This window comes from Erwinia sp. AnSW2-5, from assembly GCF_045107195.1.
In the GTDB taxonomy this organism is placed as follows: domain Bacteria; phylum Pseudomonadota; class Gammaproteobacteria; order Enterobacterales; family Enterobacteriaceae; genus Erwinia.
Genome location: NZ_JBJGXA010000028.1, coordinates 1 through 21,030, shown reverse-complemented (window position 1 = coordinate 21,030; position 21,030 = coordinate 1). Strand labels below are relative to the sequence as shown.

The window sequence follows — 21,030 nt, the reverse complement described above, 5'->3', positions numbered from 1 at the left end:
GATTCAGATTGCGCTGAATATTGCGCGAATTAACGGCTTTCCTTGCTGTTCACCAGGCGTTCAGGTTAAAATGCACACAACTATAACTAATTCAATTTATTGATATTTTTTTATTTACCGCATGGTTACAGCGTGTGCTTTCGGAAATTTTTCGCACCTTATCGCGTCCCTTTCCCCCCTGGCAGCATAATCCGCGTGTGGCAGTAAAAATTATCAGCATGACTGACTCCTCATGATGAACCTGAAAACGCTGCTCCCTTTGCTCTGCCTGCTGTTAGCGGGATGCGGTTCGCTGTCCAGCAACAGTATTGATACGTCAGCGGCAGCCAGCCTGCAGGCCAGCTGTCGCCTGCCGCTCAACGCGCAGATTGATCGGCTGGCACAGCCGCAGGTTGACCAAAATCGCACGCCGGGCATGGTGGTCGCCGTGCTGGGTGCAGACCGCCAGCGCCATATATTCAGCTACGGCTTTACCGATACCGATAAGCGTATTCCCATCAACGGCGATACGCTGTTTGCCGTCGGCTCCGTGACCAAAGGGTTCACCGCTGAAAGTGCGGCGCTGCTGGTCGCAGACGGAAAGCTGCGCTGGGATGACACCCTCGGCCAGCTGACAGGCAAAGACGTTTCGCTGAGTGAGGATGCGCGGGCTATCCCGCTTGAACAGCTCGCCACCCATACTGCCGGGCTGCCGCGCCAGATGCCCAGCCTGCATATGTTACGCAAGCTGACGGCGTATCTGTTTGACGGTGCGCCGTTCTACGACGATCTGGATGACGGCGAGTTCCTGAGCTATTTGCAGGACTTCAGCCGCCCGCACCATCAGCAGGTGATTTACTCCAATCTGGGGTACGCGATCCTCGATTACGCCATCACACAGCGCTCGGGCCAGACGCCGCAGCAGATCGCCGGGCAGCGGATTATTGCGCCGCTCGGCCTTCGCCATACCGGTTATCAGCCGCAGCGGCTGCCGGGCTATTGGCTGCGGGCACGCGGGCATGCCGGGGATCAGCCGAAGTTTGTGAAGCGCGGTGAGGTGGTGCCGGACTGGAATTTTAACGGTTATATGGTGGGAGCCGCCTCGTTGTGGTCCAGCGGCAACGATCTGCTGACCTATCTGAGCGCCCATCTTTACGGCAGCGGCGATCCGACGCTGGATAAAGCCTTTGATGATGCCACCACCCTTCGCGTTAAAGCGGCGCAGAACGACGCCTCGGCGCTGGCGTGGCTGAGCAGCAATCTGAACGGGCAGAGCATTCTCTATCAATCCGGTTTTATTGGCGGCTATGCCAGCTATATCGGGATGGATCTGAAGCATAAAACGGCGATTGTGGTGCTGCAAAACAGCTTTAACTGGGACAACACCATCGGCCATCGCATGTTATTGCGGATGGCCGAAAGCCAGGATGCGGTGGGTGGATGTCGGTAATGCGGGGTTATGCGGGTCGCGGCAATTCGGGTAATGCGGGTCGGGCATGCCCGACCCCTACGATAGCAGGCATAGGGCGAGGCATGCCTCGTCCGGGGTTATTCGCCCAGCACCCAGCGAAACAACCCAACCGTAGGGGCGAGGCATGCCTCGCCCGGGGTTATTCGTCCAGTTCCAGCGGCGGTAACTGCGAGAACACACTCAGTAAACCACTGCTCCATAACTGGCGGATCTGCGAGAAATAGGGATGTTTCTCCGTAATATGATACTGCTGCATGCTGCTGTAACTGTCCGTGGGATAGACCATCACATCCAGCGGCAATCCCACCGAAATATTACTCGCCAGCGTAGAGTCCATTGAAATCAGGGCGCACTGCATCGCCTGATCCAGCGGCGTATCAAAACGCAGCACGCGGTCAATAATCGGCTTACCGTATTTGCTTTCCCCGATCTGGAAATACGGCGTATCGGTACTGGCTTCAATAAAGTTGCCCTGCGGGTAGATCTGGAACAGCCGTGGATCTTCACCTTTGATCTGCCCGCCCAGCATCAGCGTGCCACCAAACTCTTCGCCGTCGCGCTTGATCACCGCGCGCAGCGTTTCCCCTACCAGCAGCGCCGCATCGTACATGTTGGTGGCGTTCATCAGGTTCGGCTTTTTGCCATCTTCACAGCCACGCCGCAGCAGGCTCAACGCGCTCTGGGTGGTCGCCAGATTACCGGCGCTTTGCAGCACCAGAGTCCGTTCGCCGTCCTGCTGCAAAACATGAAGCTTACGGAACGAGGAAATATGGTCCACGCCCGCGTTGGTACGGGAATCGGAAACGAAAATCATCCCTGACGATAAACGCATAGCTACACAATAGGTCATAGTGAGTCCGATAAAAGATTACTGCTGCGAAAACACCAGTTGTACCGCAGCCACTGCCTGCATATCTTCACTGCCACCGCCAAGGCGCATTCCACGCACCGGGCAGGCATCCAGATAATCCACCCCCACAGCCAGTTTCAGATGCTGGCGGGTGCTGCGGGTATTATTGGTAATATCGAAACTGTGCCAGCTACCGTCTACCCAGGCTTCCACCCAGGCGTGCGTCGCCACATGTTCCACGTTGTCAGTATACAGATAGCCGCTCACATAGCGGGCCGGAATATGCAGACTGCGACAGCAGGCGAGAAAAACATGGCTGTGATCCTGACAAACTCCGCTGCCTGCGGCGAAGACTTTCGCGGCGGTATCCGTCACCAGCGTGCTGCCGGGCTGATAAGGCATTTTCAACAGCAGCTCGCCCATCAGGCGCTCCAGGCTCGCCAGCGGGGCCTCTTCACGGTAGTAGCGGCGGGCAAAATCGCTGATCGCTGCGTCGGGCTGCGTCAGCGGCGTCATGCGTAAAAACACCAGCGGCGACAGCATGCAGTCCGGGTCCGGGGCGCTGTCTTCGTCGTCGAGGATCTCCACCACACCGCGTGCTTCAATCTCGATTTCCTGATGCGGGCGGTCGAGCGTCAGTACATGCAGTACGTTGCCCCAGGTGTCGGTGGTGCAAATCGCCTCTTCCGGCAGCAGCAGGTCCCACGAAATAATATGCTGATGCACCGAGTCCTGTGGCGTCAGACGCAGGTACTGCGTGCTCTGACGCACCAGACTTTGATAGCTGAAACAGGTTTTATGCGCGATGGTCAGCTTCATTATTTCGCCTCCAGATAAGTGTGATGGATGCTGTCGGCAATCAATGCCAGTTCACCCAGAAAACGTTGCAGCCAGGCATGTAGCCCGTCATCCATCAGGGATCCCCAGCTGCTGAAGCGCAGCTGCGCATGCAGTATCGTCAGCAAGTAACGCGGCCTGTCTTCACCGCTGCTGCCGATTTGATTGAGCTGATTAGCGATCTCATCGAGACAGGATCGTAACGATCGCGGGCTCTCTTCACGCAGGATCAGCATCTCGTTGACGCCATCTGCCGCCAGCGGCTGCTTGTAGATGGTGTGATAGGCTTCGCGCGCGGACACCGAACGCAGCAGCGTATCCAGCCGATAGTATTCACGCACCGTGTCATCATCGTCATCGGTCAGATACTGATACACGTCCAGCAGGCGTGCCGTGCAGTCGGCACGTTCCAGCAGTGTGCCCAGACGGATAAAGCTCATGGCATCGCCGCGCATCAGGGTGCCGAACATCGCGCCACGAAACAGATGTGAACGCTCTTTTACCCAGTCAAAGAAGGCATCTGCGCCGTCGCTGCTGACGCCGTTACGCCGCATTTTTCTCAGTTCGATCCAGCTGGAGTTAATACTTTCCCAGACTTCAGAAGAGAGGCTGCCGCGCACTGCATGGGCGTTGTTCCAGGCCGCCTGCCAGCAGTTGAAGATGCTGCCGGGGTTCCGTTCATCAAAGGCAAAAAAGCTGAACAGCTGTGACATGCTCAGCCGATCGCTGACCGACCAGTAAAGCTCATCGGTGTTGGTCAGATTAAGCGGCACGCGCAGCTCATTATTATGGCTGCCGCGCACCGGCATCAGAGAAAGGCGGTTAGTAACATCGAGCACGCGTGCAATATTTTCTGCGCGCTCTAAATAGCGCGCCATCCAGTACAGGCCACTGGCCGTGCGACTTAGCATGCGTCATCCTCCAGAACCCAGGTATCTTTCGTTCCCCCGCCCTGCGATGAGTTCACCACCAGCGAACCTTCAGTGAGCGCCACGCGGGTCAGCCCGCCCGGCACCAGCCGGATAGCCGCCCCACTCAGGGCAAAGGGACGCAGGTCGATATGGCGCGGAGCCAGTCCCTGCTCGACAAAGGTCGGACAGGTGGAGAGTGCCAGCGTGTTCTGTGCAATGTAGTTGTGTGGTTTGGCGAGTAACAGCGCGCGGAAGTCTGCCAGCTGCTGTTTGCTGGCGACCGGGCCAATCAACATGCCGTAGCCTCCTGCGCCGTGAACCTCTTTCACCACCAGTTTTTCGAGGTTAGCCAGTACCCAGGAGAGTTCATCCGGGCGGCGGCACTGCCAGGTGGGCACATTGTTGAGGATCGGATCTTCCCCCAGATAGAAGCGCACCATTTCCGGGACATACGGGTAGATCGACTTATCATCGGCCACCCCGGTGCCGATGGCGTTCGCCAGCACCACGTTGCCCGCACGATACACCGACAGCAGGCCCGGCACGCCGAGCATCGAATCCGGCCGGAACGCCAGCGGATCGAGAAAGGCATCGTCCACCCGGCGGTAGATCACGTCGATCTTGCACGGCCCGGCGGTCGTGCGCATCAGCACCGCACCATTTTTGACAAACAGGTCGGCACTTTCCACCAGCTCTACGCCCATTTGCTGGGCAAGGAAGCTGTGCTCAAAGTAGGCGCTATTAAAGCGGCCTGGCGTCAGCACCACCACCACCGGATCGTTGATCGGCGAGCTTTCGCGCAGGGTTTGCAGCAGCAGTGAGGGATAACGTTCGACCGGGGCAATGCGCTGGTCGGCAAACAGCTCCGGGTAGAGGCGCATCATCATTCTGCGGTTTTCCAGCATGTAGGAGACGCCGGACGGGGTTCGCAGGTTGTCCTCCAGCACGTAGTATTCACCGTCGCTGTTGCGCACCATATCCACGCCAATAATGTGCGCATAGAGGTTACGGTGCAGGTTGAGGCCCTGCATGCAGGGTTGATACTGATCGTTAACCAGCACCTGTTCAGCAGGGATGATCCCGGCCTTCAGGATGCGCTGGTCATGGTAGATATCATGCAGAAAGGCATTCAGTGCCTGAACGCGCTGGCGGATGCCTTTATCCAGCATCGCCCACTCGCTGGCAGGGATAATGCGCGGTACGCTGTCGAACGGGATCAAACGCTCGGCACCGCCGTCATCACCATAGACGTTAAAAGTAATCCCCAGGCGGTGAAACAACAGTTCCGCCTCTTCACGTTTGCGCGCAATCGCCTGCTGGTCAGCCTGCTGCAGCCACTGCCAGTATTCCCGATAGTGCCCGCGATAGCGTCCATCGTTCAGCAACATCTCATCATAAAAGTGTGACGCTATTTCATAGCTCTGATTCATGATTTCCCTTCCGCTGTCTGTGAACTTGATTAAGAGCTGCACAAAGTGTGCCAGAGTCGGAACGCACAGCCCGCCCCGCACAGAACGAGGAACAAACGACAACCTGGTGACAAAGCGGATCAAGAAAAGCGAAGTGCGAAAGGAGAATGCACCAATAAGGTGCATTCCGGTAAAACGATGGGAACCTGTTCAGAAGGTGAAACGTTGGTTCTTAGTGTGCCAGCGGATGCCAGACTTCGGTCAACGCCCCTTCCCCACCGGTAATGGGGTCGGTTTCCGGCATCGCAACACGTTTTATTTCCCACATAGACTGTTCCATCAATGCCAGCTCGTCCCGCACGGTTTTCGGCATCACGCCCGGTGGATAAGCACCGACGGCCATAAAATCATCGCTGGCGGCTACTTGCTGGTGCCCGACGCCAGCCGGGATCAGTATCGCATCACCGGCATACACGGTGACCATACGCCCGCTTTCGCCACCAAACAGGATCTCGGCCCAGCCGCAGGTGATCCCCAGCAATTCATGGGTATTCGGGTGATAATGGGTATAGGGATAAATCGGCGCGTGCCAGCTGACTGGCCAGCCGTGGCGGCCAAACTCAGAGCGGAACCACTCTGCCATATCGGTTGGCGCTGTCTCTTCCGCCTCTTCTTCTGTCTCATCCGGCACCACCTGTGGGTAGATGATCAGTGGCAGTGGATTGTTGGGAATACCCTGTGAGGGCTGCGCCAGCATCAAATGGCGCGGGTTTGAGGAGGCACCTGCAGCAAAGGTCCCGGCAGCAAACGACATCATTAACATTACACTGCGAGAATGGGTCACCATATCAGGCTCCTGGGTCAAATTGCCTTGTTGAGTGATCGTGAAATTAAGTGTGGCACTATTCCGCCAGCTTGCAATGTTTTCCTCACGCAGCAGATCACATAACTTATTAATTTAATTGAACTTAAGCCAAATTCATCGATTATCATCTACCTCTGATGTTCTTCCCTACTGAGATTTGACTTTAATGCCATTCAATAACAAGGCGTTACTATTCCCGCAGGGAACAGTCGGATCTAATTTCCCCCTGCTCCCCACTTAAAATAACGTGATACTTTTCCGTAGCATTTTATAATGCGTGACTATTACAATAATTTTCATGATATTTATATTATAATTACCTATTATCACCAGAAGTATCCCCCAGCATATTCACTGATTTTTCTGAAAAACGGCAAGCTATGACAGCGGATTATATTATTCACCACTGGTACGTCGATTTTTCGTCCGGTACGTTACTCCATCAATTGAGTGGTGAAGAGCGCCGCCTGGGCGAATATCAACTCAAACTTTTGCTGGTCCTGGCTGAAAATGCCGGAAAAACATTAAGCCGTGATGAACTCACTGCGCTTGTTTGGGAACGGCGGGTTATCGGTCTTAACAGTTTACCGAATGCGATTCATGCACTGCGTGCGGCGCTGGAGGATGACGGCAAGCAGCAGCGTATTATTAAAACGGTGCCGAGAAAGGGTTATATCCTCGAAGCAGAGTATTGCCAGCGGGTTTCCTCGACGAACGCGTATGAACTGGCCAAAATACCTGCGTTAGACGGGGACGCCCCCCTGACGTCCGAAGATGGCGTTGAGGCGAGTGAGCCAGAGTCCGCGCCACCGAGCGAATCGCTGGCGGTATCGGCTCCAGACACTACGCCTTTTCAGCCACCAACTCGGCGTTTCTGGTACTGGCTGGTGCCTGCACAATCGGTCTTACTGCTGGGGTTTATCATCTGGCTCTTTGTTCTGCCGATGCTGGCGCCGGTCACTAAAGTGACCGAACGGGATGCGGGCGTTTACAGCAACATCCGTTTGCTGGAACTGAATCGTCAACATGAGCAGAACTTCGCCTGTGAAGATCTGCATAACCAGTTAAGAACCGCGTTCTATCCATTGAATCAACTGCTTAAAAATCAGCAGGTGAAAATGGATGCGATCTTTTTTGGATCATGCACGTCACTGAATTACACCCTGACGCTAAAAAATAGCTGCGACCACACGCAGCTGGCGATGAATATTCTTAACTGGCGAACGAATGCTGCTTTACTGACGGCGCTGATCTACCGGGAAACAGAGAGAAAGTTGAATGAAATGGAAAACTGCGTCAATTAGCTTGCTGTTAGTGACACTGCTGGTTTTGCTCAGCGCCGCACTGATGAAGCGGCTGCCGGGACAGCAGATGAGGCTATTTACCCAGATATTTCACGAGGAGGATGTGCAGCTGGGCTATTACGATCTGCTGTCGCGCAAGCGTGAAATCTATGACACAACATTTGTCACTCAGGATCATCGCCTGAGCATGACACTGACCAGCCCGAACGATAATCGTTTTGGCGTGAAAGTGAATCTGCTACAGAGAAGCGTCTATTCAAACAAATTAATCTTTGATTTTAAGCCCATTTATTATTCTGACAATAATGAAAACCGGATGATTAAAAGCATTCTCGGCTACGGCTGGCAGAAACGAGTGGTGTTTGATCAGCTGACCTTCGAAGGCCAGCATTTGGTTATTACCCCATCGGGGCAGATCCTTAGCACCCGTTAACTGCCTGATGACCTGATAAAGCGCGCCTGCCAGGCCGCCAGGGTTTTCGGCAGGTGGTTTTTTTCACTCGCGGTTGTTGAGTAATGCAGGGTCACCCCCTTCCCCTCCACAGCCGGCTCCGCACGCAACGCCCAGATTTGGCCTTGCGGCGTGGTCATGATGATGGCCGATTGGCGATTGGCCATCCCCTTCATCCACAGAGACACCACGGTTGCCCCGAAATTGTCGAGATCTTCGCTGTAGTTAAAATCCGTGGCCGTATCGACATACTTCTGATAATCACTGCCGACCAACTGGCGAAACACCTCGTCGGTAGCATGATCAGGCATGATGCCAAGTGAGAGTAATGTCGCAGGCGGGCGCGGATCAGTCTCACTTCGGGTGTAGATCCCATCAATGGACATCTCTCCGGGTAATAGCAGGCCGCAGCTGCTGAGACTGTCGCTGATGACTTTCATTTTCCCGCTGGATAAAGGCACCAGCATGATAGCGCAATCCCCGCCCCAGACGATTTTATCGGTAAAACCCACACCGGAATGAAAGCGTACTTCACCGTTAAAAACCGTATGATAAATTCCCCCCTGAACGGTAGCATTCATAAGGAATCCCCAGGCATTCTGGTGACTGATCTGCATCCTGCCGCTGTTGCCGTGAGAGACGGTGGTATTCCACCACACGCCAGACCAGTCCACTTTCCGATCCGCTTCAAATAAGCGACTGATGTGGGATAAATAAGCGTTGCGCAGACAGCCAACACTGGTGCAGTTTTCTATGCCATTCAGCCAGGGTTTGACCAGCTTGCCTGCCTGCTGCGGGTTCTCTATCACCCGATCGTGGAAGGTATCATTGTAAATACCATCCAGCCAGGTCAGTTGAGGAGTGGCACATATTGTGCGCTCAGCAACATCAGGGGGAAGGCCGCAGTCCAGCGCATGAGCGGGCGCGATCGCAACGACCAGCCATGCCAGTGGAATGAGTAATAGAAGAGGGGGAGTAAACCTCATTGTTTGCCTTATATTCAACCATCTATGTCATCAAGACTCTGTAGGTCAAGTTTATACCATCACCGGGTAACTGGCGATCCGGCCCTGACCTTATTCGTAACTGTTATAGCGTAATACTACAAAACTGTGTCTGCTGTTATGGTGACAAACATGGTTTACTTTCACTCTGCCCAGACTCCTGAACAGAGGTACTCAATGGAAGAAGTAAAAAAAATATTGCTGCGCGAGATCGATACCCTGAATCGCGAGGAGCAGCGCGATAATAAACCGCGCTTCAGTTTTCAGTTTTTAAAAACCCATCCGGGGCTTTGGGCATCCATGTACGGCTGCTACATCCTGACGGTTGCCCTGATCTTTACCACTGATTTTCTGGGCTGGCCCGCGTTCTGGGGCGCGACCCTTTTTATCATGCTGATGAGCGGCCTGATGCTGATGGATGTGAACCCGAAATACCGCTTTGAGGATATCGACACCCTTGATCTGCGCGTCTGCTACAACGGCGAATGGTATTATGTGCGAACGCTGTCTGAACAGGCGATTGGCGACATTCTCAGCAGTGATAATGTGCCGGACAAGGTGAAACAGGGCATCAATAAGCTGCTGTCGTTAAAAGGTGAAGTCGATTTTTACGACGTGTTCCACCTGACCTGGGGCCAGAAAAGCGCCGCAGCAGTATAGAGTCCGACCTGACTTGTGGTGGGGACCATCTGCATGGGCGGACCGGAAAAAAGGGTTCGCCCCTAAGTAGTTATGGTGCGCATTACGGCAGTAATTCAGCGATTAACCTTCCTAATGTGGCGACTGCCGCTTCCTGCGATTCATTCCACCATGCGGTGTTAAAACGAAAATAATTGGCGTACTGCTCGCTGGAAGAGAACATTTTCCCGGGGGCAATGCTGATATTGTTGTGCAGTGCCCGGTAGTAAAGTTCGGTGGTATTCACCTGTTTTGGCAGCTCCACCCACAGGAAGTAGCCCCCCAGTGAATCATTGATTTGTGCTCCGGCGGGTAAATAACGCTTTAGCACCTGACGCGCCAGATTTTTACGTTGCTCAAGTATCTGCCGTAAACGCCGCAGATGGCGGTCATAGCTGCGCGTGCCGAGGTAGGTGGCCAGCGCCTGCTGCATCGGCGCGCTGGTCGACAATGTACTCATCAACTGTAAACGCTGAATACGTTGCGCATGCTTGCCCGCCGCCACCCAACCAACACGAAACCCGGCGACCAGATTTTTAGAGAATGAGGAGCAGTGCAGCACGTTGTCGTCGCGGTCGAACGCTTTGGCTGGCAATGGTTTCTCGTGGCCGAAGTAAAGCTCGCTGTAAACGTCATCCTCAATCAGCGCCACGCCGTGCTGCGACAGTAACGCCACCAGCTGCTGCTTTTTCGCTTTACTGAGCGTGCAGCCGACCGGGTTCTGCTGGTTAGTCATCATCCACAGCGCTTTGATCGGCCAGCGCTCCAGCGAACGGCTCAGCTCATCGAGGTCGATACCGGTTTGCGGGTCGCTGGCGATAGCCACGCTTTTCAGCTTCAGGCGTTCAATGGCCTGCAACGCGCCGTAAAACGAAGGGTTTTCGATCGCCACCCAGTCACCCGGTTCGGTCAGCGCCTGCAAACTGAGATTCAGCGCTTCCATTGCGCCATTGGTGATCACAATCTCATCCGGGGAAACCTGAACGCCCTGTAAGGCGTAACGCTGCGCCAGCGTTTTGCGCAGCGCTTCATTACCCGGTGGCAAATTATGCAGGGCATCAACAGCTTTCATGCTGTGAGAAACGGTGGTCAACGCGCGCATCAGCTGGCGCTGGGGGAACAGTTCCGGGTCAGGAAATGCGGAACCAAAAGGGACGATCTGCGGGTCGCGGCAGGCCTGTAACACATCGAAAATAAAGGCATTAATATCAACCGACTCGGCTAGCTGCACTTTCTGATGGCCGATCGGCTGGCTGAGAAATTCGGCGCGCGGCGCAACATAATAACCTGACTGCGGCCGCGACTGGATCCAGCCCTGGCTCTCCAGCACCTGATAAGCGTGCATTACGGTCATCAGGCTCATGCCGCTCAGGTCAACCTGTTGACGTAGCGAGGGAAGTTTCTCCCCCGGCAGCCAGATCTCCGCCTCGATTTGCTGCTGGATCTGTGCCACCAGCTGTTCATATTTTGCCACGACTGTTACAGGCCATTTTAACGAAATAGTAAACTATTATAGGTCGATAGCCTGTTTCAACACAATCACACCGCGTCAGAGAGCGGTACGACCACGGCCAGCTTTGGGGCAACCACCTCTGACGTTTCCACCTCATCATCGCCGTCGACATACTGTTTCAGGCCCGGGACTTTATCCGGTGGTACCGGACGGCCCAGCAGATAACCCTGCAAGGTATTGCAGCCTAGCCCGGTCAGGAATGCCTGTTGTTCAGCCGTTTCCACCCCTTCCGCCACCACTTTCAGATTGAGCGTTTTCGCCAGCGCCACAATCGCAGTGACGATGGTGGCATCTTCGGTTTGTGCCTGAAGTTCATTCACAAAGGCGCGGTCGATTTTCAGCTCGCTGGCCGGGAGACGCTTCAGATACAGCAGGCTGGAATAGCCGGTACCGAAGTCATCAATGGAGGCTTTCACTCCCAGTTCCGTCAGCTGTGTCAGAATGCGAATACTCTCATCCGGGTCACGCATCGCGGTGGTTTCGGTCACTTCCAGCGTCAGCAGCTCCGGCGGGATATGGTGCGTTTCCAGCGCCTTCACCACGGTTTCCACCAGCCCGGCCTGCTCAAACTGCAATGCCGACAGGTTGACGGCCACCGACCACTGGCTGTTGCCCTGCAAATGCCAGCAGCGCAGCTGGCGGCAGGCTTCACCAATCACCCAGTTACCGATGCTGACGATCAGCCCGGTTTTTTCTGCCAGCGGCAGGAAGATATCCGGCGTCAGCAGACCACGCTGCGGATGCTGCCAGCGCAGCAGCGCTTCAAAACCGATAATCGGCCCACGCGGCGCACAGAATTTAGGCTGATAAAACAGTCGCAGTTCTTCATTTTCCTGTGCCAGCCACAGGTCATTAATCAGCTGTAACTGGTTCTGCGCGATGGTATTCATCGATGGCTGGAAGAAACTGTAACCGTTGCGGCCGTTATTTTTGGTGTGGTACATGGCGGCATCAGCGTTAAACATCAACTCACGTTCGTCGATTCCATCGCCCGGGAATACCGCAATACCGATACTCAGCGACACCACCAGCTCATAGCGCGAGATATCAAATGGCCGCTCGACAGCCTTCACCAGCGCATCTGCCACGGCGGCAGCATCGTTCGGGTCGTCAATCTCTATCAGCAGCACAAACTCATCACCGCCAAGGCGTGCCAGCGTGTGATGACCCTGCACTTTTTCTTTCATCCGTTCGGTCACGGCGATCAGCAGGCTGTCGCCAATATGGTGGCCGAAGGCATCGTTGACGGCTTTGAAGCCATCAAGATCCATAAACATCAGGGCAAATTTCGAGTTCTCGCGCGAGGCTTTGTTGATGGCCTGGTCGAGACGATCTTCCAGCAGGATGCGGTTTGGCAGGCGGGTCAGGTTGTCATGCAGCGCCAGCTGTGCCAGCTCGCGGTTTGCCTCTGCCAGAGAGGATGCCAGCACTGAGGTTCGTGCCTGAAGGCGCGCATCGAGCATCGATACCAGCAGCGTAATGCCGAGGATAGCCAGCGTGACAACCACCACCAGAATCGCCAGCCAGTTGCTGTTGACCCCAAGATGCGTGGCGTGGCTGTCCATTGGAAAACTGGCTGCCGCCATGCCGGTATAGTGCATCCCGGCAATCGCGACACCCATGATCAGCGCCGCGCCGCTGCGCATCAGCGCCAGACGGCCGGTGCCCTGACGCAGGTGGAAAGCCAGCCACAGAGCAGCACCAGAGGCACACAGCGCAATCAGCACCGACACCCAAATCCAGCGCCAGTCCCAGATAATACCAGGGTTCACCGCCAGTGCGGCCATGCCGGTGTAGTGCATCGCCACCACCCCGCTGCCCATGATCACCGCCCCGCCGCACAGCCGATACCACGGCAGTTCACCGTAGCAGACGATCCACAGCGCAAAAACGGATGCCGCCACGGCGATCACCATCGATACGACGGTCAGGCTGGCGTCGTAGCTCATAACCATCGGCAAGCTCATCGCCAGCATACCAATAAAGTGCATCGACCAGATCCCAACGCCCATAGCGAATGCACCGCCGAACAGCCAGACGCGGGCGACCTTGCCAGTCGAGGTGGCAACGCGTCCCGCCATATCCAGGGCGGTATAGGAGGCCAGAAACGCGACGATGAAAGAGACGATAACCAGCAGTTGATCGTACGAACTCATGAGCATATGACAATCTCGAATGCAGCAGCCATTTCGGCTTAGTGTGTAGTGACCCGGTGTCATTATTAATCACCCCAGGCTTGTGCTTATTTATCGGCTAAAAATCAGCCGACTTTAGCAGCCCCAGGGGAAAGTGAGGGAACCTGAAGAGAATTTTTACAGGCATAGGATATATCCCTATAATTTATATCGTGTATTAATTTTCCTCTTCTTCGGCAGTGAACATAGCATTGGCCTGATAATTCGACCAGACCAGGGTAGGAATATTCTTGAAAATTTCCCAATCCCTGTCGCCATGCGGCGTTTAAGCCTGCTTATCTATGACCCTGGCAACACATAAAAATATTTTCACGATTCCATCATCAGTCTGGCATAGCTGAACTATAGTTAAGTCAATCAATGCTAACGCATTAATTCAAATAACAGATTATTCCTTACGTTATATTTTACCCCCTAAAGGGTTTTTATTATTTTTCATGGTCGTTCAGTAAAACTGACGACAATTTTTTCATCAGGCGGAAAAGCAAGTTCATCACTTCAATTAGTAAGGAATAGTTATGAAAACTAAGCTTTTTCTGCTGGGCTTCGGCCTGAGCCTTGGCGTAGCCAGTTCGGGCTTTGCCGCGACCACCACCGGAACCATTGCCGCCAAACTGATCCTGACGGCGGGCTGTCTGGTCAATGGGCAGTTAGCCACCAACCAGACTGGCGTTAACTTCGGTACCCTGGACTTCGGTACCAGCGCAGCGACGTTTGACACGCTAACCGCCACAGTGGTGGGAGCGGGAACGGTCGGTAATGGTATTTTCGTCCGTTGCTCCACCGGCTCAACCTATTCGGTACAAATCACCAGTAGCAGTATCAAACCAACCACCGTTTACGGTACGGAAACGGCGCAGCCACGCTACCTGATCAATACCACTACCGCCACAGTCGGCGTCGCCTACACCCTCTACGGCAATACCAACTACACCACGCCGATCGCCAATAACACCAACCTGGTCAGCTCGGGAACGGTCGACCCGTTGCTTGGTGATAACTATCCGATCTATGGCCGTATTACTGGCGGTGGGACCAATAACGTCAACATTCCGGCGGCGACTTACCAGGATACGATTAATATCGCAGTGAATTACTGATTGTCGCGACAGGGGAGTCCATCATGCAGGCGTCATTCAGGCGATATGTGGGTGCTATCCATCCGCTGATATTACTGTTGTTGGTTTACAGCAATCATAGCGATGCATTGCCCGCCGCTGATTTTGGCGTCAGTGCTTCCATCGTCAATGGCTGTGTGATCACCAGCACGGCGCCCACGGTTTTCGGCATACTCGATTTTGGTACTCAACCCGGGGTGGGCACAGTGACAGCCAATGCCGCCTATGTGCAGGACTCCAGCATTACGCTTGCCTGCACGCCGGGTACGGCACTGAACATGAGTATCAACGGCGGGAGTAACTTCACCACTACGCGCAACTTAAAAGTGGCCGGTGACACCAATCTGGTGGCCTATTACCTTTACACCAGTGCTGCTCATACCACCGCGATACCGGTGAATCAGAATGTGTTACTGACGCTAAGCAATGCCAACAATATTACGCTGCCCATCTACGGCCAGTTACAACTGAGCGGTGTTAACCGTGCCGGAACCTACAGCGATACTTTGACGGTGACGTTGAGCTGGTAATGTCGGGGAATTCAAGGAGCATTAATGAAAAAACATCACCTCGCAGGCGCGTTATTCACTCTGCTGTTGAGCGTTCTGGCCCTTAGTGCTCATGCCGGTAACTCGGTGCTGATCTGGCCGATCGACCCCAAAATCACTCAGAACGACAAAGCTACCGAATTGTGGCTGGAAAACCGTGGTGCCAGCACCACCTTGATGCAGGTGCGGGTGTTTAGCTGGCAGCAGGTCAATGCGCAGGAGCAGTACCAGACTCAGCTGCAGGTGGTGGCCAGCCCGCCCGTGGTGCGTATTGAACCGGGCAAGCGCCAGCTGGTGCGTCTGATTAAACAGACGCCGCCCGCCGACGGTCAGGAAGCCGCTTACCGGGTACTGCTGGATGAGATCCCCACGCCGCAAGCACCCGGTGAGAATCAGGCTGGCGTGACGATCCAGATGCGCTATTCCGTGCCGCTGTTTGTCTATGGCAAGGGGATCGATCCGGCGACCACTCGCCCGGAGCTGAGCTGGAAACTGGTGGATCGCGAGGGAAAACAAGTGCTGGAAATCACTAATCGGGGAAGCGCTCACGCCCGTTTAAGCAATGTCACGCTGGGGGGACAGGTTCTTTCCAACAGCCTGTTCGGTTATGTATTAGCCAATAGCAGTAATACCTTCCCATTAACCCGTCCGGCATCTGAGCGCGCAGAAATCAGCGCACAGCTGGGAAATAATCAGGCCTGGCGTAGTACCAGTTCTGCACGCTAGTCGATGAACAAACGCCGCCTGGTGCCGGGACGGCACTGCACCCTGGGCGTGACCGGCCTGCTGGCCTGCCTGTTTCCGCTGACGGGCAGTGCAGAAACCTATCGCTCGCTCCCGCCGCCGCCCTCTGCCAGCGCCGGGAGCCAGGCTACCTCATCACAGAGCTATATGCTGGGCCTGATCGTCAACGATCAGGATCGGGGATTAGTGGTACCGGTGCAATTTCGCGACGGGCATTATCTGCTGCGCGCCGCCGATCTTCAGCAGGCGGGCATTCCCAGTGCGCAGATCAACGCGTCGATTATGGATGTCTCTGCGATGGATCGCGTTAAGGCCGAATATGACCGCCAGCGCCAGCGCATCCTGCTGAGCGTGCCGCCCGAATGGTTACCCGCACAAACCTTTGTGGGCACCACCCATAACGGCCCGCGCTATGAAGGACGTAGCAGTAATGGCGTACTGCTGAATTATGATCTGTACGCCAGCCAGACCACGAGCGGTGGTGCGCGCCTGTCGGCCTGGAATGAACTGCGGCTGTTCGGCGGCTACGGCCAGTTTGCCAGCAATGGTGTTTACCAGCAGCAGCTCTCCGGCGAGACCGGTGCGCAGGAAAATGGCTTTATCCGCTATGACACCTGGTGGTCCAATCAGAATGAAGAAAATGCCCTCAACTGGCGGGTGGGTGATCTGATCAATGACTCGCTGGCGTGGAGCAGCAGCGTGCGTCTCGGGGGTATCCAGCTTTCGCGCGACTTCTCGCTGCGCCCGGATCTGGTGACCTATCCCCTGCCCTCATTTTCCGGCCAGGCTGCGGTTCCTTCTACCGTTGATCTGTTCGTCAACGGCTATAAAACCAGCAGTAATAACGTGCAGTCCGGTCCTTACTCATTGACGAATATGCCGTTTGTGAACGGTGCCGGGAATGCGGTTGTCGTCACCACCGATGCACAGGGCCGACGGGTGAGCACCACGCTGCCATTTTATGTCGCCAGTAGTCTGTTGAAAAGTGGCCTGTCTGATTACTCTTTCTCCGCCGGTGCCCTGCGTCAAAACTACGGGGCGAAAAATGTTGATTACGGCTCAGCGGCAACCAGCGGATCTTACCGCTACGGGCTGATCGACTGGCTGACACTGGAAGGCCATGCCGAAGCCGCCCCTTCCCTGGCGCTCGGTGGTGCAGGTATCCAGCTTAAACTGGGGGCATACGGCGTGGTCAACAGTTCGGCCAGCCAGAGCCAGATGCAGGGAGAAAACGGCAGGCAATACAGCTGGGGCTATCAGTACAGCACCAACCGTTTCAGTGTAGGGGTGCAGCAAACACAACGTACCACTGGCTTTGGTAATCTTGCCCTGTATGCCGACCGTGAAAACAGCCCTGACGCGCTGGCATTTAGCACTCTCAGCCGCCGAAGTGCCCAGTACAACGCCAGCGTCTCGCTGGATCAGTTTGGCAGCCTGGGGGCCGCACTGATTGATATTACCAGCGCCAGTAACGACCGCACTCGCCTGCTCAATCTGTCGTGGAGCAGGAATTTATGGGCCAGTTCCAGCCTGTATGTTTCTGCCAGCCGCGATCAGCAGAGCGGAGACTGGTCCGGTGCCGTTGGCGTGATGATCCCGTTCAGCGATCTGAGCACGGCCAGCATCAGCGTGGAACGCAATCAGCAGGGCGGCACTTCCGAACGCCTCAATCTGTCACAATCCATGCCGTCCGATGGCGGCTTCGCCTGGGACGCCTCGGTGGCCAATCAGAACACGAACGGGTACTACCGACAGGGCAATCTGCGCTGGCGCAATCAGAAGGTGGAAACCTCAGCGGGCTTTTACGGTGATGACAGTTACAGTACCGAATTTGCCGATATTTCAGGTGCGCTGGTGCTGATGGATGGCAGCGCCTTTGCCGCCAACCAGGTGACGGATGCTTTTGTGCTGGTGAAAACCGACTACCCGGATATCAATGTGCGTTTTGAAAACCAGCTGATGGGTAAGACCGACAAGCAAGGCTACCTGCTGGTGCCCAGAGTCAGCTCCTACTACCCGGCAAAATACGATATCGACACGCTCGATCTTCCGGCGGATATGACCACCAGCAGCGTTGAACAGCGCTTCTCCGTAAAGCGCCAGAGCGGCTATCTGTTGCATTTCCCCGTTGAGACATTGCGGGCGGCCAGCGTGATCCTGCATGACCAGAACGGTGAACCGCTGCCGCTTTCCACGCAGATTGATCGCCCTGGCCAGACCACGACTTTTGTCGGCTGGGATGGTATCGCCTGGTTAGAAAATCTGACCGAACATAATCCCATCCATGCGCAAACCCCGGACGGACGAGCCTGCAACACAGAGCTGCCCCTCTCCGGCGGACGGCCTAAATCACTGACCACCTACGGCCCGCTGGTCTGCACGCTGCCACCGTTACCTTCAGGAAAGACACCATGAGAAAAATATTATTGCTGTGTAGCGCAATCCTGCTGATGGGTGGCGCACTGCCTGCGCTGGCGGCCTGTACGACGCCCACCGTGACGGCCAGCTTTGGCCCTGTCAGCTCGTTTACCGTCAATACCGGTATCAGCACCGTGACGCAAAATATTACCGTTAACTGCGGTGCCGGGGTGCTGGCACTGCTGAGCAGCGACACCATTAAGCTCCAGCTCACCGGAGCCACCCTCGGCTCAACCGTGGGTAATCGCGGCGCCATGAAACTGGGCACGGACCTGATCCCGATACAGCTCTGTTACGACGCCGCCTGCACCACCAGCGAACTGACCATCAGCGGTGCAACCTACACCCTGTCGCGCACTCAGTTACTAGGCCTGAATATTGGCGGCACTGGGCAGGTAATTTTTAACATTCCTCTTTTTCTGCGCACCGTTCCGGGCGCGGTGGTGGCAGAGGGAAACTACACCGTCACGCTGGCGGTGGCGGTAACTTATGATGTCTGTACCGGCGTTGGCGTGCTGGGTGCCTGCCTGCTGGGTTCACAGCAAACCGGTACCAGCACCCAGTCCATTATCGTGAATATCGCGATTTCAAAAGACTGCACCACCATCACCGCCCCAGCCGTTAACTTCAGCAGCGCACCGCTGGTCAGCCAGTTCAACCCCGTCAGTCAGAGCATTAACGTGATCTGTACCAAAGGCAGCACCTACAGCGTTGGCATGAACAACGGTCAGCACGCCGTTGGCACGCAGCGCTATATGACCAGCGCCGCCGGTGGCCAGCTGGCGTATGAGATTTACAAGGGATCGGGCACCACTCGCTGGGGCAGCAGCGTTGCCGCTGACCGGGTACAGAGCACTGCCGGCACCGCCAGCACGGATGGTCTGACCCGTACCTTTACCTACAATGCGCAGGTGCTGACCAGCCAGGCGACGCCTGTGGCGGGGACGTATAATGATACGGTGACGGTGGATTTATCGTTTTAGGGGGGCTCGCTGGGCCAGGGTTCTAAGCCAGGTCTAAGGACCAGGGCCAAGGCCAAGGCCAAGGCCAAGGCCAAGGCCAAGGTCGTTGACGGTACATAGAAAGTGTACAGATTTTAAACCCCCTATCATCTGTTAATTTTTGGTTACCAATGTGAACAAATGGTAAATTAACGCAGTGATCGCCATCACATACACGACCGTCCTTGCAGGATAAAAACGAGGGAAACACAAAAAGGATGCAGTCATGGCGATAACCCCCCAGCTCAATCCATCGCGGCAAGGCGGTGCGAAAACAATCTTCAACGTTACCAGCGGTAACTTCCTCGAAATGTACGACTTCATGGTGTTTGGCTACTACGCCACCGCCATTGCCAAAACCTTCTTCCCTGGGGATGACCCCTTCGCCTCGCTGATGCTGACGCTGATGACCTTCGGTGCCGGTTTCCTGATGCGCCCGCTGGGGGCGATTATCCTCGGTGCCTATATTGACCAGCACGGACGTCGTAAGGGGTTGCTGCTGACGCTCGGGCTGATGGCGATGGGGACGCTGACCATTGCGGTGGTGCCGGGCTACAGCACCCTTGGTATGGCTGCACCGATCCTGATCCTGCTCGGGCGTCTGCTCCAGGGGTTCTCGGCCGGAGTCGAGCTGGGCGGTGTTTCAGTGTATCTGTCTGAGATCGCGCCGAAGGGCAAAAAAGGCTTCTATGTCAGCTGGCAATCCGGCAGTCAGCAGATTGCCGTGATCGTCGCGGCGTTGCTGGGCCTGCTGCTCAACCATCTGCTGGATAAAGGCCAGGTGACCGAATGGGGCTGGCGTATTCCCTTTGTCATCGGCTGTATGATTGTGCCGTTCCTGTTCTGGATCCGCCGGATGCTGGAGGAAACAGAGGCCTTCAGCCAGCGTAAACATCATCCGACGATGGGTCAGATTATGCACTCGGTGGGCAGTAACTGGGCGCTGATCCTCGCCGGGATGCTGATGGTGGTCACCACCACGGTGATGTTCTATATGATCACCGCATTTACCCCCACATTCGGTAAAACGGTACTGATGATGAGCGACAAAGAGAGCTTCTTTGTCACGCTGTGCGTCGGGATCTCCAATCTGATCTGGCTGCCGCTGATGGGTTCCCTCTCCGACCGCTACGGTCGCCGCCCGCTGCTGCTGCTGTTTACCGTGCTGATGATCCTCACCGCCTGGCCGGTGCTGCACTGGCTGGTCGGTTCGCCCAGCCTTGCCCATCTGCTGGAGGCGGAACTGTGGCTCTCCTTCCTGTATGGCAGCTATAACGGGGCCATGGTGGTGTATCTGACCGAGGTGATGCCCGCTGAAGTGCGTGCAACAGGGTTCTCGCTGGCGTACAGCCTGGCGACTGCGCTGTTTGGTGGTTTTACACCGGCGATATGCAGTTATCTGATTCATGTTACCGGGGATAAAGCGATGCCGGGCGTATGGCTGACGATAGCGGCGCTGTGCGGGCTGGCGGGTTCGTTGGTGATTAAGCGGTTGGTGAAGCAGTATCAGGTGCGGCGGCTGAAGGAGCCAGCGATTCAGGTGTAAATGAAAGGGGCGACCGAAAAAAGGGTCGCCCCCTGAGGGATCCCCACAAAAATGAATGGCTGGCAGTCTGGCTTCAGGTCCGGGGCCAGTTTGAGCACACCGGAACGGCAACGGCCGCATCCATGCGGGCCTCGGCACGCGACGTCCTGTCGCGTGACGTCCGGCTTAACTCAAACTGGCCCCATCCC

18 protein-coding genes are annotated in these 21,030 nt (G+C 55.6%); 10 read left to right on the top strand and 8 right to left on the bottom strand.

What is annotated here, in order from left to right; translation table 11 throughout:
• Positions 1–232: 232 nt before the first annotated feature.
• Complete coding sequence (locus ACFL9S_RS17840) at positions 233–1,429, top strand: serine hydrolase domain-containing protein (protein ID WP_405263207.1); 1,197 nt, start codon at positions 233–235, stop codon at positions 1,427–1,429.
• Positions 1,430–1,589: 160 nt separating this feature from the next.
• On the opposite strand, the gene ACFL9S_RS17835 is transcribed toward ACFL9S_RS17840, so the two are convergent.
• From ACFL9S_RS17835 to ACFL9S_RS17815, 5 genes are all read right to left on the bottom strand, one after another.
• A complete protein-coding gene (locus ACFL9S_RS17835) occupies positions 1,590–2,300 on the bottom strand; it encodes a peptidase (protein ID WP_405263206.1) in 711 nt (236 codons plus the stop codon).
• Positions 2,301–2,318: 18 nt separating this feature from the next.
• Positions 2,319–3,119: a transglutaminase domain-containing protein gene (locus ACFL9S_RS17830; protein ID WP_405263205.1), complete on the bottom strand. Its 801-nt coding sequence runs from the start codon at positions 3,117–3,119 to the stop codon at positions 2,319–2,321.
• Entirely contained in the window at positions 3,119–4,048 is a 930-nt protein-coding gene (locus tag ACFL9S_RS17825; RefSeq protein WP_405263204.1) for an alpha-E domain-containing protein, read from the bottom strand. The genes ACFL9S_RS17830 and ACFL9S_RS17825 overlap by 1 nt, the downstream gene beginning before the upstream one ends.
• Positions 4,042–5,478, bottom strand: coding sequence for a circularly permuted type 2 ATP-grasp protein (locus ACFL9S_RS17820; RefSeq protein WP_405263203.1), 1,437 nt, complete (start codon positions 5,476–5,478; stop codon positions 4,042–4,044). The genes ACFL9S_RS17825 and ACFL9S_RS17820 overlap by 7 nt, the downstream gene beginning before the upstream one ends.
• A gap of 211 nt (positions 5,479–5,689) precedes the next feature.
• Positions 5,690–6,304 (bottom strand): hypothetical protein, encoded by a 615-nt coding sequence (locus ACFL9S_RS17815; protein WP_405263202.1) that lies wholly within the window; start codon positions 6,302–6,304, stop codon positions 5,690–5,692.
• Positions 6,305–6,702: 398 nt separating this feature from the next.
• On the opposite strand from ACFL9S_RS17815, the gene ACFL9S_RS17810 reads away from it, so the two are divergent.
• Positions 6,703–7,626 (top strand): transcriptional regulator, encoded by a 924-nt coding sequence (locus ACFL9S_RS17810; RefSeq protein WP_405263201.1) that lies wholly within the window; start codon positions 6,703–6,705, stop codon positions 7,624–7,626.
• The gene (locus ACFL9S_RS17805; protein WP_405263200.1) at positions 7,601–8,059 is read left to right on the top strand and encodes a hypothetical protein; all 459 of its coding nucleotides are present in this window, start codon (positions 7,601–7,603) and stop codon (positions 8,057–8,059) included. Before ACFL9S_RS17810 ends, ACFL9S_RS17805 begins: the two co-directional genes overlap by 26 nt.
• Here the strand turns inward: ACFL9S_RS17805 and ACFL9S_RS17800 are convergent.
• Positions 8,056–9,063 carry a hypothetical protein gene (locus ACFL9S_RS17800; protein WP_405263199.1) on the bottom strand — a complete coding sequence of 336 codons (1,008 nt, stop codon included), beginning with the start codon at positions 9,061–9,063 and terminating at the stop codon, positions 8,056–8,058. The genes ACFL9S_RS17805 and ACFL9S_RS17800 overlap by 4 nt on opposite strands.
• Positions 9,064–9,258: 195 nt before the next feature.
• On the opposite strand from ACFL9S_RS17800, the gene ACFL9S_RS17795 reads away from it, so the two are divergent.
• Positions 9,259–9,741: a YlaC family protein gene (locus ACFL9S_RS17795; protein WP_405263198.1), complete on the top strand. Its 483-nt coding sequence runs from the start codon at positions 9,259–9,261 to the stop codon at positions 9,739–9,741.
• 82 nt (positions 9,742–9,823) lie between these two features.
• On the opposite strand, the gene ACFL9S_RS17790 is transcribed toward ACFL9S_RS17795, so the two are convergent.
• Both ACFL9S_RS17790 and ACFL9S_RS17785 read right to left on the bottom strand, forming a co-directional pair.
• On the bottom strand, positions 9,824–11,233 hold the full coding sequence (locus ACFL9S_RS17790) for a PLP-dependent aminotransferase family protein (RefSeq protein WP_405263197.1): 1,410 nt from the start codon (positions 11,231–11,233) through the stop codon (positions 9,824–9,826).
• A 65-nt stretch (positions 11,234–11,298) separates the two neighbouring features.
• Complete coding sequence (locus tag ACFL9S_RS17785) at positions 11,299–13,434, bottom strand: putative bifunctional diguanylate cyclase/phosphodiesterase (protein WP_405263196.1); 2,136 nt, start codon at positions 13,432–13,434, stop codon at positions 11,299–11,301.
• A 551-nt stretch (positions 13,435–13,985) separates the two neighbouring features.
• Here ACFL9S_RS17785 and ACFL9S_RS17780 point away from each other — a divergent pair.
• From ACFL9S_RS17780 to ACFL9S_RS17755, 6 genes are all read left to right on the top strand, one after another.
• Entirely contained in the window at positions 13,986–14,567 is a 582-nt protein-coding gene (locus tag ACFL9S_RS17780; RefSeq protein WP_405263195.1) for a spore coat protein U domain-containing protein, read from the top strand.
• Between the two features lie 23 nt (positions 14,568–14,590).
• Positions 14,591–15,115 carry a spore coat U domain-containing protein gene (locus ACFL9S_RS17775; protein WP_405263194.1) on the top strand — a complete coding sequence of 175 codons (525 nt, stop codon included), beginning with the start codon at positions 14,591–14,593 and terminating at the stop codon, positions 15,113–15,115.
• 24 nt (positions 15,116–15,139) lie between these two features.
• Positions 15,140–15,859 (top strand): molecular chaperone, encoded by a 720-nt coding sequence (locus tag ACFL9S_RS17770; RefSeq protein ID WP_405263193.1) that lies wholly within the window; start codon positions 15,140–15,142, stop codon positions 15,857–15,859.
• Positions 15,860–15,862: 3 nt separating this feature from the next.
• Positions 15,863–18,292 (top strand): fimbria/pilus outer membrane usher protein, encoded by a 2,430-nt coding sequence (locus ACFL9S_RS17765; protein WP_405263192.1) that lies wholly within the window; start codon positions 15,863–15,865, stop codon positions 18,290–18,292.
• Complete coding sequence (locus ACFL9S_RS17760; protein WP_405263191.1) at positions 18,289–19,278, top strand: spore coat protein U domain-containing protein; 990 nt, start codon at positions 18,289–18,291, stop codon at positions 19,276–19,278. Before ACFL9S_RS17765 ends, ACFL9S_RS17760 begins: the two co-directional genes overlap by 4 nt.
• Positions 19,279–19,522: 244 nt before the next feature.
• Complete coding sequence (locus ACFL9S_RS17755; RefSeq protein ID WP_405263190.1) at positions 19,523–20,842, top strand: MFS transporter; 1,320 nt, start codon at positions 19,523–19,525, stop codon at positions 20,840–20,842.
• Positions 20,843–21,030 lie beyond the last annotated feature (188 nt).